Origin of the sequence: Streptomyces sp. CC0208, assembly GCF_003443735.1 — a bacterium.
In the GTDB taxonomy this organism is placed as follows: domain Bacteria; phylum Actinomycetota; class Actinomycetes; order Streptomycetales; family Streptomycetaceae; genus Streptomyces; species Streptomyces sviceus.
In genome coordinates, this window is sequence record NZ_CP031969.1 from 7,518,444 (window position 1) to 7,532,040 (window position 13,597).

Genomic DNA, 13,597 nt, shown 5'->3' on the forward strand with positions numbered 1-13,597 from the left:
GTCAGTGGCGTAGGGCAGCATCGGACATGTGAGAAAAGCGCCCACGATCCTGCATCTCGACATGGATGCCTTCTACGCCTCGGCGGAGCAGGCGTCCAAGCCGAGTCTGCGCGGGAAGGCCGTAGTCGTGGGCGGGCTGGGGCCGCGGGGAGTGGTGGCCACCGCGTCCTACGAGGCCCGGGTGTTCGGGGTGCACTCGGCGATGCCCATGGCTCAGGCGAGACGGCTCGCGCCGAACGCCGCGTATCTCGTGCCGCGCTTCGGGTTCTACAAGGCGATCAGCGAGCAGGTGATGGGCCTGCTGCGAGAGCTGTCGCCGCTCGTGGAGCCGCTGAGCCTGGACGAGGCGTTCGTGGATCTGGAGGCCGAGGGGGCGGCCTGGGACGAGGCGTCGGCGCGGCTGGTCGGGGCGAAGCTGCGGGCTGACATACGGGCCTTCACGGGGCTCACGGGGTCGGTGGGGCTGGCCGCGTCCAAGATGCTCGCGAAGATCGCCTCCGAACAGGCCAAGCCGGACGGGCTGGTGGTGATCGAGCCGGGCACCGAGCGGGCGCTGCTCGGGCCGCTGTCGGTGCGGACCCTGCCGGGGGTGGGGCCGGCGACGGGGGACCATCTGCGGCGGGCCGGGATCCATACCGTCGACGAGATCGTCGAGGCGGGGGAGGACGAGCTCGTACGGCTGCTCGGGAAGGCGCACGGGCACGGGCTGTACGCGATGGCGCTGGCGCGGGACGAGCGGGCCGTGGTGGCGGAGCGGGAGACCAAGTCGGTGTCGGTGGAGGACACGTACGACGTGGACATCCATGACCGGGTCCGGGTGGGGCTCGAGGTGCAGCGGTTGGCGGACCGGTGTGTGCGCAGGTTGCGGGGGGCCGGGTTGTCGGGGCGGACCATTGTGTTGAAGGTGCGGCGGTACGACTTCTCGACCTTGACGCGGTCCGAGACCCTGCGGGGGCCCACGGACGATCCCGCGGTGGTGCGGGAGGCCGCCCTGCGGCTGCTGGAGGGCGTCGACTCGACGGGGGGCGTGCGGTTGCTGGGGGTGGGGGTGTCCGGGCTTGCCGACTTCACGCAGGAGGACCTGTTCGCCCAGGCCGCGGGGGAGAGGGTGGACCATGCCGTCGAGGAGGTGGCTGACGACGTCTCTGCCGAGGAGCGGGACGTGGTGGTCGAGCGGCGGTGGGTTGCCGGTCATGACGTGCGGCACGCGGAGTACGGGCACGGGTGGGTGCAGGGGAGCGGGCTGGGGCGGGTGACCGTGCGCTTCGAGACGCCGGATTCGGAGCCGGGGCGGGTGCGGACGTTTCTTGTCGACGACCCTGCGCTGGAGTCGGCCGAGCCGTTGCCGTTGGTTGAGGTGATGGGTGCCCGGCCGCGTCATCCGTGACGGGTTCTTCGGCGGGTGCGGGGGCTCCGCCGGGCTGGGGTGGGTCAGCGGGGCGTGTAGGGCGCTCGTCGGGGGCTGCGGGTGGGGTCGGGGAGGTTATGTGGGCGTCCGGCCTTGCGGTGGGCCTGTAGGGCGCAGGGAGGGGGCGGCGTCGAGGAGTGCGAGTGCCTTGGCGGTCATGAAGCGGGGCCGCGGGCGGTGCTGTCGGCTTGCTTCGGCTCGGCTGCCGAGGTCCGGGCGGGGGCTTGGAGGTGGTGGGCGCCTGATGCGCCGGGGTGGCCAGGCGGGTCTGTGGGCCGGCCGGCGGGGCCGGGGTGGGAGTCGGTTGGGCGCGGACAGTGAGCTGGGTGCGGCCTGGTGCCGGTCGGGTTGGGCTTCGGTCGGGTAGGGGCCGGTGCTGCTGGATTGTGGCGGTTCGGGGGTGGTCGGCTGGCGCCGGGGCTTACGGCTTGTGTCGCGGGGACTGGTCGGGTTGGGCTTCGGTCGGTGGGGGCCGGTGCTGGTCTGTCGTGAGGGCTCGTGGTGGGGCTTACGGCTGGTGTCGGTCGGGCGGGGCTTCGGTCGGGGAGGGCCTCGGTCACGTACGCGGTCGGCACCGCTCGGCGGCTCGCAGGGGGCTTAAGGCGTGTCTGGCGGGGGCTGGTGTCGGTCGGGTTGGGCTTCGGTCGGGTGGGGGGCCGGTGCTGGTCTGTCGTGACGGCTCGCAGGGGGCTTAAGGCGTGTCTGGCGGGGGCTGGTGTCGGTCGGGTTGGGCTTCGGTCGGGTGGGGGGCCGGTGCTGGTCTGTCGTGACGGCTCGCTCGGGGGCTTAAGGCGTGTCTGGCGGGGGCTGGTGGGGGTCGGGCTGGGCCTCGGTCGGTGCGCGGTCGGCGCTGCTCTGTCGTGACGGCTCGTGCCGGGGCTCGCTGCCTGTCTCGCGGGGCCGGGGTGTCCGTTAGAGGCGGTCAGGTGTGGGGCGTGTGACGGGGGGCGAAGAGCGCAGGCTTTGGTGCTGGGAGCGTCAGGGGTGGTCGTCAGGCCTCCACGTCCTCCGTGCCTGCCAGTCTGCCGAAGTTCCGGTCCGGGAACGGCGGTGGTGTGGCCAGGTCGAGGCCGTAGTGGTGGTAGAGCTGGAGTTCCTGGTCGGGGGAGAGGTGGCGGCCCACGCCGAAGTCGGGGGCGTCCTTGATGAGGGTGCGGTCGAAGGGGACGTGCAGGGAGCCGTCCACCAGTTCGCTCGGCTCCAGGGGCACGAAGGCGTCCCGGGTGAAGAGGCCGGTGCGTATGGCGGCCCACTCCGGCACGCCCGTCGCGTCGTCGAGGTAGACCTCGTCGACGGTGCCGATCCTGGTGCCGTTGCGGTCGAACGCCTTGCGGCCGATCAGGTTGCGCGGATCGATGTCGGTCTGCACGTGCCCTCCACTTGGTCGCAACTCATCCGAAGCGGTCGTAAGCACTACGAAAGAGCACATCGGGGCGTGCGGCCACTCGAAGACCCGTGCGGTGACCTCGCTGGTAGGCTTGCGAGCGGCTGCTGACCCCGCGCGGGAGAGTCCTCCGGACACCATCGGAGGCGCCGAAGGAGCAAATCCTCCCCGGAATCTCTCAGGCTCACGTACCGCACGGACGAGGTCACTCTGGAAAGCAGGGCGGGTGTCGACGGCTTCCGCCCTCACCGACGGTGAAAGCCGGGCGGCCTTCGGGTGGTCCGGTGAAGCTCTCAGGTTGAGATGACAGAGGGGGAGGCCGTCGGGGTACCCGCGCCGGGGTACCCCTCGAAGGTCGCGTCAGACCAGGAGGCCTCCGCAATGACCGCCCACCGCATTCCGCTCTCCGAGCTCGAACAGGGAATTCCCTTCGAGCAGCGTCACATCGGCCCTGACCACGAGGCTCGCGCCAAGATGCTCGCGCAGGTCGGCTACGGCTCGCTGGACGAGCTCACGGCCGCCGCGGTGCCGGATGTGATCAAGAACGCCGATGCGCTGGAACTGCCCGGTGCGCGCACCGAGGCCGAGGTGCTGGCCGAGCTGCGGTCGCTGGCCGACCGCAACCAGGTGCTCGACTCCATGATCGGACTCGGGTACTACGGCACCTTCACCCCGCCCGTCATCCTGCGCAACGTCATGGAGAACCCGGCCTGGTACACGGCCTACACGCCGTACCAGCCGGAGATCTCGCAGGGACGGCTCGAGGCTCTGCTCAACTTCCAGACCATGGTCGCCGACCTCACCGGGCTGCCCACCTCCGGAGCCTCGCTGCTCGACGAGGGGACCGCGGCGGCCGAGGCCATGGCACTGTCCCGCCGGATGGGGAAGAACAAGAAGGGGCTCTTCCTCGTCGACGCCGACGTGCTGCCGCAGACCATCGCCGTGATCCAGACCCGTGCCGAGCCGACCGGCCTCGAGGTCGTGGTCGCCGACCTCAGCGACGGGATCCCGGCCGAGGTCGCCGGGCGTGAGATCAACGGCGTGCTGGTCCAGTACCCCGGCGCCTCCGGGGTCGTACGGGACATCAAGCCGCTCATCGACCAGGCTCACGAGCTCGGCGCGCTCGTGACCGTCGCCGCCGATCTGCTCGCGCTGACCCTGCTGAGGTCGCCGGGTGAGCTCGGGGCGGACATCGCGGTCGGGACCACGCAGCGGTTCGGTGTGCCGATGGGCTTCGGCGGGCCGCACGCCGGATACATGGCCGTCCAGGAGAAGTTCGCCAGGAGCCTGCCCGGGCGGCTCGTGGGCGTGTCCGTGGACGCCGACGGCAACAAGGCCTACCGGCTCGCGCTGCAGACGCGTGAGCAGCACATCCGCCGGGAGAAGGCGACCAGCAACATCTGCACCGCGCAGGTGCTGCTCGCGGTCATGGCCGGGATGTACGCCGTCTACCACGGGCCCGACGGGCTCAAGGGCATCGCGCGGCGGACGCACCGGTACGCGAACATCCTCGCCGCGGGGCTGACGGCCGGTGGGGTCGAGGTCGTGCACGGGTCGTACTTCGACACGCTGACCGTACGGGTGCCGGGCAAGGCCGCGGAGATCGTCTCCGCGGCGCGCCGGAACGGCGTCAACCTGCACCTCGTCGACGCCGACCACGTGTCCGTCGCGTGCGACGAGACCACCGCGCGGGCCCAGGTGGCTGCCGTGTGGAACGCGTTCGGGGTCGAGGCCGACATCGAGGCACTGGACGCCGCCACCGAGGAGGCGCTGCCGGACGCGCTGCTGCGCGGTGACGACTTCCTCACCCACCCCGTCTTCCACCAGTACCGCTCCGAGACCGCGATGCTGCGCTACCTGCGCAGGCTCGCCGACCGCGACTACGCGCTCGACCGCGGCATGATCCCGCTGGGCTCCTGCACCATGAAGCTCAACGCGACCACGGAGATGGAGCCGGTCACCTGGCCCGAGTTCGGGCAGCTGCACCCCTTCGCGCCCGCCGAGCAGGCGCAGGGCTATCTGACGCTGATCCAGGAGCTGGAGGAGCGGCTCGCCGAGGTCACCGGGTACGACAAGGTGTCGCTCCAGCCCAACGCCGGTTCGCAGGGCGAGCTGGCCGGGCTGCTCGCCGTACGCGGGTATCACCGGGCCAACGGGGACGAGCAGCGGACCGTGTGTCTGATCCCGTCGTCCGCGCACGGGACCAACGCCGCCAGCGCCGTGATGGCGGGCATGAAGGTCGTCGTCGTGAAGACCGCCGGGGACGGCGAGATCGACGTCGAGGACCTGCGGGCCAAGATCGAGCAGTACCGCGACGAGCTGTCCGTGCTGATGATCACCTACCCCTCGACGCACGGTGTGTTCGAGGAGCACGTCGCCGACATCTGCGCCCAGGTGCACGAGGCCGGCGGCCAGGTGTACGTCGACGGGGCCAACCTCAACGCGCTGGTGGGGCTGGCCAAGCCGGGGCACTTCGGCGGTGACGTCTCGCACCTGAACCTGCACAAGACCTTCTGCATCCCGCATGGTGGGGGTGGTCCGGGCGTCGGGCCGGTGGGTGTGCGGGCGCATCTCGCGCCGTATCTGCCGAACCACCCGATGCAGCCCGCGGCCGGTCCCGAGACGGGCGTCGGGCCCATCTCGGCCGCGCCCTGGGGTTCCGCGGGCATCCTGCCGATCTCGTGGGCGTACGTCCGGCTCATGGGCGGCGAGGGGCTCAAGCGGGCCACGCAGGTGGCGGTGCTCTCCGCCAACTACATCGCCAAGCGGCTTGAGCCGCACTACCCCGTGCTCTACACCGGTCCCGGCGGGCTGGTCGCGCACGAGTGCATCATCGATCTGCGGCCGCTGACGAAGGCGACCGGGGTGAGCGTCGACGACGTGGCCAAGCGGCTCATCGACTACGGCTTCCACGCGCCGACCATGTCGTTCCCGGTGGCCGGGACACTGATGATCGAGCCGACCGAGTCCGAGGACCTGACCGAGCTCGACCGGTTCTGCGAGGCGATGATCGCCATTCGTGGGGAGATCGAGAAGGTCGGGGCAGGGGAGTGGGACGCGGACGACAACCCGCTGCGGAACGCTCCGCACACCGCCGGTGCGCTGGGCGGCGCGTGGGAGCACGCGTACACCCGCGAGGAGGCCGTGTTCCCGGCCGGGGTGTCGGTGGCAGACAAGTACTGGCCGCCGGTACGACGGATCGACCAGGCGTTCGGTGACCGGAACCTGGTGTGTTCGTGCCCGCCGCTGGACGCGTACGACGACTGACCTGACGTGAAGAGGGCCCCGCTTCGGCGGGGCCCTCTGTCGTTGGGCCAGGACTGTTCGCTCGGGGGAATGTGCCGGCTGCGCCGGGATCAGCCGGTGTGGACCCGGGGACGGCGGGCGCGGTCGGGCTCCGCCTCACGGAGGACCTCTCGGGTGACGGGGGCGACCTCGCCCTGACCGAAGAGGAAGAACCGCAGGAAGTTGTGGAAGGGGCTGCCCTCGGTCCATTCGAAGTACATGTGGGGGATGCAGCCGGTGAGATCGCGGACGTGCAGGAGGAGGGCGGCCAGGGCGTTCGGGATGGAGGAGGACTCCAGGGTCAGGACGCGGTAGCGGCCGTGCAGGACCTCGCCGCGGACGGTGAGGCTCGCCTCGAATTCCGAGGGATCCAGGACGGTGACCTCGACGAAGACGAAGTCCTCGCCGGGGATGTCGTTGTCGGCGCGGATCTGTTCGACCTTCTCGCGGTACTCCGCCTGGTCGCGCTGGTCGGGCTCGTTGGCGATGAACCGGATCTTGCGGCTGGCGATGTCCCGGATGAAACGTTCTGCCATGTCGTCCAGGTGCACGCTGGTCACGCGCAGCTCGAAGGCGCGGGCCAGGCGGGAGAGGAGGGAGACGAGGATGATGCCGGCGATGAAGCAGGCGCCGATCTTGACGCCGTCGGGGCGTTCGATGACGTTCGCGACGGTGACGTAGAGGAAGACCGCCGAGATGACCGCGAAGCCGATCGTCCAGCCCCGCTGGCCGGCCTTGCGGGCCGCGATGGTCACCGCGATCGCCGCTGAGCTGATGAGGACCAGGACGCCGGTGGCGTAGGCGCCGCCCTGGGCGTCGACATCGGCGTCGAAGATCCAGGTGACCAGGAAGCCGATCAGGGTGAAGACGATGACCATGGGGCGCACGGCGCGGGCCCAGTGCGGGGCCATGCCGTAGCGGGGCAGGTAGCGGGGCATCAGGTTCAGCAGACCGGCCATCGCGGAGGCGCCGGCGAACCACAGGATGGCGATCGTGGAGACGTCGTAGACCGTGCCGAAGGCGCCGCCGAGGTATTCGTGGGCGAGGTAGGCCAGGGCGCGGCCGTTGGCCGGGCCGCCCGACTCGAAGTCCTTCGCCGGGATCAGGAGGGTGGTGATGAAACTGGTGGCGATCAGGAAGACGCTCATGATCAGGGCAGCGGTGGTGAGCAGCTTCTTGGTGTCGCGGATCCGGCCGGTGGGACGTTCCTCGGTGTCGCCGGGGTCGCCCTTGACGTGCGGCATGACGGCGACGCCGGTCTCGAAGCCGGACAGGCCGAGTGCCAGCTTGGGAAAGACCAGCAGGGCCACGCCGACCATGGCGAAGACGTTGCCGTGCTCGGCGGTCAGCGCGCTGGACCAGTCGGCGACGACATGACCTGCGGTGAGGACGTGCCACAGGCCGACGACCACCACTACCACGTTGAGGGCCAGGTAGACGCCGACCAGGGCCACCGCGACGCCGACAGCCTCCAGGAAGCCCTTGAGGAAGACCGCGCCGAGCAGGGCGACCAGGACGAGGGTGATCAGCATCTGCTGGTTGTGCAGGGTGCCGGTGAGGTGGGGGTTCTCGACCAGGTGGGTGGAGGCGTCGGCGGCGGAGAGGGTGATGGTGATCAGGAAGTCGGTGGCGGCGAAGCCGAGCAGGGTCAGGACGAAGAGCTTGCCCTGCCAGAACGACAGCAGGCGTTCCAGCATGGCGACGGAGCCCTCGCCGTGGGGGCTTTCCTCCGCCACGCGGCGGTAGACGGGCAGGGCGCCGGCCAGGGTGACGAGGACGAGCACGATGGTGGCGACGGGGGAGAGCAGGCCGGCCGCGAGGGCGGCGATGCCGGGCTGGTAGCCGAGGGTGGAGAAGTAGTCGACGCCGGTCAGGCACATCACCCGGTACCAGGGCTGACCCCGGTGCGGAGGCTCGGGTTCGGCGTGCGGGCCCACGTGGCCGCCGCCCTTGCCCATGTCCGACAGACCTTCCAGCATCCAGGACCGCAGACGACTCGGGGGAGGGTGCTCGGTGGTGGCCATCTGGGGGCGCTCCTAGGTACTGCTCAGCTCGGGTGCGGCCGCCTGTCCGACGGCGGGACCAGCGTAAGCGGAGAGTGACGTTCGGGCCCGCGGTGCAGGGCTGCGGGGGCGTCAAACTTCCGTTAAGACTCGGCCTGGGGCGTCGGAGACGAGGGATGGCCCAGTTGAGGGGGCTGCCTCTTCCCGGTTCGCACTGCGCGGGTGGGTCAGTCGAGGCGGACACGCAGCGTCATGTCGGGGGCGAGAGCAGCGAGGGTTCCGCCCCGGAGCCGAGGTGTGGTGGGCAGCGACTTCGGCCGCGTCCGGTGAACTCGCCGTCTTGCCGATCGACACCTGACGAGGTGATCCAGCCGGGCATGCCCGACGATGACTCGATCCGCTTCGTAATGTTCGCCAGTGTTAGCGAATGTTTCGGCACCTCAGGGGGTCAGGCGGATGCGGGGCGCGACGACACGGCCGTAGGAGGCTACCCCCGTCCTCATGCACGGTGGACCGGTCCGTACGGAGTGGCTGTCCGGCGGGGCGGCCCATCCGCCCCCGCATCGCGCGGGAGGATCGCCGGCTCCCGAGTTCCGGGCCGGGGCGCCGGGTCCGGCCCCGCCGTGCCCCCACCCGTTGTGTGACCGTCACGCGGTCTCGACGCCTCGGCGCCCGCCGTCGGGGGGAGCCGTGCGGGGCGCCCCGGATCGCGGTCGCGGGGCGGGTGCTCGCGCGGCGAGCGGTCTCCCGTTCCCCGACGCGAGGCCCGCCGGGGCGAGTTGGCCGGGCAATCCCCGAACATTCCCCGTGCACAGGGGGTTGCCACCGTTTAGTAGCTGTCTCTAGGGTGCGGCAGCAGCGAAGCTTTCTGGATCTACTCCGAAACTTTCGGATCTCAGGACGGACAAGGACGGCTCCGTCCCGTACCCAAGGAGCGCATCATGGGCGACCCGGCACTGTCCCGCCGTGGTTTTCTGGCGGCGTCCGCCGCGGCCGGTCTGGGCATGACGGCACTGACCGGTTGTGGCGGCGACTCGGACGGAGGTTCGTCCGACGGGACGACCACGGTGGAGTGGTGGAACATCTCCACCACCGAGCCGGCGAAGAGTGTCTGGGCGAGCCTCGCCAAGAAGTTCGAGGCACAGAATCCCAAGGTCAAGATAAAGATCGTCCAGCTGGAGAACGACGCCTACAAGTCGAAGATGACGGCGCTGACCGCCTCCGGGAAGCTCCCCGACATCTTCCACACCTGGGGCGGCGGCGTTCTCAAGCAGCAGGTAGACGCAGGCCTCGTCGAGGATCTGACCGACCGGACCAAGCCGTGGGCCGACGGTCTGCTGAAGGTCACCAAGGAGCCGTACATCTACGACGGCAAGGTCTACGGCATTCCGTTCGACATGGGCATGATCGGCTTCTGGTACAACAAGAAGCTCTTCCAGCAGGCCGGCGTCAGCGAACCGCCCAGCACCTGGGGCGGATTCCTCGAGGCCGTGAGCAAGTTGAAGGCGAAGAACATCACGCCCATCGCCCTCGCCGGCAAGGAGAAGTGGCCGGGGATGTACTACTGGGCCTACCTCGCGATGCGCACCGCGGGCATCGACGCGCTTCAGAAGGCCAGCGAGGACAAGGACTTCACCGGCGCCGGGTTCGTCGAGGCCGGCCGGCACCTCAAGCAGCTCGTGGACCTCCAGCCCTTCCAGAAGGGGTTCCTCAACGCGGCCTACTCCACCCCGACCGGCCAGGCGGCCGCCGTGGGCAACGGCAAGGCGGCCATGGAACTCATGGGTCAGTGGGCCCCGTCCGTGGAGGCCGACGCCGGCAAGGGCCTCGGCAACGACCTCGGGTTCTTCCCGTTCCCCGCGGTCGAGGGCGGCAAGGGCGCCATCACCGAGGTGTTCGGCGGCGGCGGCGGACACGCCCTGCGCCGGGGCGCACCGCAGGCGGCGGTCGACTTCCTGAAGTTCTGGGCCTCCGAGGCCACCGAGCTGGAACTGGTCAAGAAGACCAGCGTCCTTCCCGTGCTCCCGAACGCGGAGAAGGCCATGACCGACCCCAACCTCAGGCTCGTACAGGCGCAGTTGAAGTCCGCCACCGGTTTCCAGCTGTACCTGGACCAGGCGTACGCCCCCGCCGTCGGCCAGGAGGTCAACGACAGCGTGGCCGCCCTGATCGCCGGCTCCAAGTCTCCCGAGCAGGTCGCCCAGTCGATCACGCAGACCGCGAAGGAAGAGCAGTAGCCCGCGATGACCTCCACGTTCCTCGCAGACAAGCGGAGCGGTCCGGGCACCGATCTCCCGCCCCCGGAATCGGTCAGGGCCCGGGGGCGGGGCCGTCGGCGCGCACTGCACTGGCTGACCGCGGTGGGCTTCCAACTGCCCGCGCTGGTGCTGTTCATCGGCATGGTCCTGCTGCCGATGCTGTTCGCGCTGTACGCCGCCTTCTTCCGTTGGGGCGGCTTCGGCATGCCCTCCGACTACGTCGGCACCGACAACTTCACCGACCTCTTCGACAACCCGATCTTCCTCGGCGACCTGTGGCGCTGCCTGGTCCTGGTCCTGCTCTCCCTTGTGCTCCAGCTTCCGTTCGCGCTCGCCATGGCGGTCCTGCTCAACCAGAAGCTCCGCGGCCGGGCCGTCTACCGGATGCTGTTCTTCGCGCCCTACGTCCTGTCCGAGGCGATCACGGGTGTGCTGTTCAGCATGGTCTTCGCCCCGGACGACGGACTCGCCGACCATGTCCTGGGCGCGGTCGGACTCGACGGCCTGGGCGGGCTGTGGTTCGCCGACCCGTCGTATGTCATGGCGACGCTCTTCCTCGTCATGACCTGGAAGTACTTCGGCTTCCACATGATGCTCTACCTGGCCGGACTCCAGTCCATCCCACGGGAGTTGACCGAGGCGGCGCTCATCGACGGCGCCGGTGCCTGGCAGCGGTTCCGCAACGTCACCTTGCCGCTGCTCGCGCCCACCCTGCGCATCAGCGTCTTCCTGTCCGTCATCGGAGCGATCCAGCTCTTCGACCTGGTCTGGGTGATCACCCAGGGCGGGCCCGACCACCACTCCGAGACGATGGCCGTGACCATGTTCCAGTACGGCTTCAAGCGCTACCAGGTCGGCTACGCCAGCGCGATCAGCGTGGTCATGTTCGGTATCTGCCTCGTCTTCGCCCTCGCCTACCAGCGGTTCGTGCTCCGCCGCGACCTAGAAGGGGCCACCACGACGATGAGGGGAGACGGCAAGTGACGCGCCGTACAGAGGGTGTGCGCACCCTGCCGCTGCATGTGATCCTCGTCGTCGTCGGCGCGGTGATGATCGTGCCGCTCGTGTATGCCGCCCTGTCCGGGTTCAAGTCCACCGACGAGCTCTCCAGCAATCCCTTCGGCCTGCCGAAGCACTGGCTGACCAGCAACTACACCGACATCCTCGGCGGCGGCGACTTCTGGCGGCTGCTCGGCAGCAGCACCCTGATCGCGGTCGGTACGACGGTGCTGGTGGTCGCCCTGTCCGCACTCGCCGCGTTCTCCTTCGCCCGGTTCGCCTTCCGCGGCCGGGAGGCGCTGTTCACGCTCTTCACGATGGGGCTGATGTTCCCCTTCGCGGTGGCGGTGCTCCCGCTGTTCCTGCTGCTGCGCTACCTGGGGCTGCTGGACAACCCGCTGGGCGTGATCCTGCCGCAGGCCGCCTTCGGACTGCCGATGACGATCATCATCCTGCGGGCCTTCTTCCGGGAGATCCCCGGGGAGCTGGAGGAGGCTGCCACCCTCGACGGGTGCAGCTCCTTCGGGTTCTTCTGGCGGGTGCTGCTGCCCATGGCACGGCCCGCGCTCGGCACGGTCTCGGTGCTCGCCGTCGTCACCAGCTGGAACAACTTCATGCTGCCGCTGCTGGTGTTCACCGACAACACGTGGTGGACGCTGCCCATCGGGGTGCAGCAGTTCCAGGGCCAGTACTCCGCGGAGTACGCCCGTGTCTTCGCCTATCTCGTCCTGGCGATGGTGCCCGCCCTCGCCTTCTACTCGGTCGCCGAGCGCCAGCTGGTCGGCGGCCTCACCGCCGGTGCCACGAAGGGCTGACGGCGGCATCTCGAAAAGTACGGCTCACCCACCCCGCACCCGCACGTGAGGAGTCGCCCCATGCGCAAAAACCGTCTGAGACTCGTCGGAGTCCTGGCCGCGGCCCTGGTGGTCACCGGCCTCGGCGCACCCGCCCAGGCCCACGGGAAGCCGGTCACGCTGGCCGACCTCGCCCACCGCCACGGCCGTTACTTCGGCAGCGCGACCGACAACCCCGAGCTCGTCGACGAGCCGTACAAGAAGCTCCTCGGCAGCGAGTTCGACCAGATCACGCCGGGCAACGGCATGAAGTGGTACGCCACCGAACCCGAGCAGGGGGTCTTCGACTGGACCAACGGCGACGAGATCGTGAACCTCGCCCGGGCGAACCACCAGAAGGTGCGCGGTCACACCCTCGTGTGGCACAGCCAGTTGCCCGACTGGATCACCTCGCGCGAGTGGACGGCGGACGAGCTGAGGCCCGTACTGAAGAAGCACATCCAGACCGAGGTACGGCACTACCGGGGCAAGGTGTTCGCCTGGGACGTCGTCAACGAGGCCTTCAACGAGGACGGCACCTACCGCGAGTCCGTCTTCTACAAGACCCTCGGCCCCGGCTACATCGCCGACGCCCTGCGCTGGGCCCGCCAGGCCGACCCCAAGGTCAAGCTCTACCTCAACGACTACAACATCGAGGGGATCGGGGCGAAGAGCGACGCCTACTACAACCTGGCCAAAGAGCTGAAGGCGAAGGGCGTTCCGCTCGACGGCATCGGTCTCCAGACCCATCTCGCGCTCCAGTACGGCTATCCGACCACACTGGAGGACAACCTCCGCCGCTTCGCCAAGCTCGGCCTCGACACCGCGCTCACCGAGGTCGACATCCGGATGATCCTGCCCGCGACCGAGGAGAAGCTGGCCCAACAGGCCCAGTGGTACGCCGACTTGACCGACGCGTGCCTCGCGGTGCGGCGGTGTGTCGGCATCACGGTCTGGGACTACACCGACAAGTACTCCTGGATCCCGGCGTTCTTCGAGGGCCAGGGGGCCGCGCTGCCCTGGGACGAGCAGTTCCAGCCGAAGCCGGCGTACTACGCGATCCGGGCCGCGCTGAAGTAGGGGGCGGGGAGAGGGGCCTGGGCGGCCGCGGCGGAGTCACGTTGTCCTGCCGGGGCCGCCGGGTTGGCTTGACCGGCGGTCCTGAGAGACGGGGTGGGAATCCTGGCCGTGCCGGTCGGTCGGCCGGGGGGCGCCGAATACGGGGGAGCGGGCGCACCGGGTCGGGCCGCCCGCGCCAGGCGGGCAGTGCCTCCACGGCGTTCTGTTCCGGGGCCGGTCGGGCTGGTGTGGGAGGCGTCCGCTCGGGCCCTGCGGCAACCGGGGGCCCCGTTTGACGGTTGCCCCCCACTAAGGCGCGCGCGGCAGCTCGGCTGGGCCCGGCGAGACGGAACCCCCCTCCCGCCCGG

General features: G+C 69.8%; 8 protein-coding genes and 1 riboswitch. Of the genes, 6 read left to right on the forward strand and 2 right to left on the reverse strand.

From position 1 onward, the window contains the following. The first annotated feature begins 28 nt into the window (after window positions 1-28). A complete protein-coding gene (locus D1369_RS34555; protein WP_118082810.1) occupies window positions 29-1,387 on the forward strand; it encodes a DNA polymerase IV in 1,359 nt (452 codons plus the stop codon). 1,012 nt (window positions 1,388-2,399) lie between these two features. Here D1369_RS34555 and D1369_RS34560 read toward each other — a convergent pair. Then, window positions 2,400-2,777 carry a PRC-barrel domain-containing protein gene (locus tag D1369_RS34560; RefSeq protein ID WP_037899246.1) on the reverse strand — a complete coding sequence of 126 codons (378 nt, stop codon included), beginning with the start codon at window positions 2,775-2,777 and terminating at the stop codon, window positions 2,400-2,402. A 123-nt stretch (window positions 2,778-2,900) separates the two neighbouring features. Next, window positions 2,901-2,996, forward strand: a riboswitch (glycine riboswitch). Between the two features lie 177 nt (window positions 2,997-3,173). Between D1369_RS34560 and gcvP the strand changes: the two genes are divergently transcribed. Further along, entirely contained in the window at window positions 3,174-6,059 is a 2,886-nt protein-coding gene (gene gcvP / locus D1369_RS34565) for an aminomethyl-transferring glycine dehydrogenase (RefSeq protein WP_007380575.1), read from the forward strand. 89 nt (window positions 6,060-6,148) lie between these two features. On the opposite strand, the gene D1369_RS34570 is transcribed toward gcvP, so the two are convergent. Then, window positions 6,149-8,101: an APC family permease gene (locus D1369_RS34570; protein ID WP_118082811.1), complete on the reverse strand. Its 1,953-nt coding sequence runs from the start codon at window positions 8,099-8,101 to the stop codon at window positions 6,149-6,151. A 920-nt stretch (window positions 8,102-9,021) separates the two neighbouring features. Here D1369_RS34570 and D1369_RS34575 point away from each other — a divergent pair. From D1369_RS34575 to D1369_RS34590, 4 genes are all read left to right on the forward strand, one after another. After that, window positions 9,022-10,317 carry an extracellular solute-binding protein gene (locus D1369_RS34575; protein ID WP_007380573.1) on the forward strand — a complete coding sequence of 432 codons (1,296 nt, stop codon included), beginning with the start codon at window positions 9,022-9,024 and terminating at the stop codon, window positions 10,315-10,317. A gap of 6 nt (window positions 10,318-10,323) precedes the next feature. Further along, the gene (locus D1369_RS34580) at window positions 10,324-11,322 is read left to right on the forward strand and encodes a sugar ABC transporter permease (RefSeq protein WP_007380572.1); all 999 of its coding nucleotides are present in this window, start codon (window positions 10,324-10,326) and stop codon (window positions 11,320-11,322) included. Between the two features lie 65 nt (window positions 11,323-11,387). Continuing rightward, window positions 11,388-12,152 (forward strand): carbohydrate ABC transporter permease, encoded by a 765-nt coding sequence (locus tag D1369_RS34585; protein ID WP_237557812.1) that lies wholly within the window; start codon window positions 11,388-11,390, stop codon window positions 12,150-12,152. A 60-nt stretch (window positions 12,153-12,212) separates the two neighbouring features. Next, on the forward strand, window positions 12,213-13,250 hold the full coding sequence (locus tag D1369_RS34590) for an endo-1,4-beta-xylanase (RefSeq protein WP_037899244.1): 1,038 nt from the start codon (window positions 12,213-12,215) through the stop codon (window positions 13,248-13,250). Window positions 13,251-13,597: the final 347 nt, after the last annotated feature.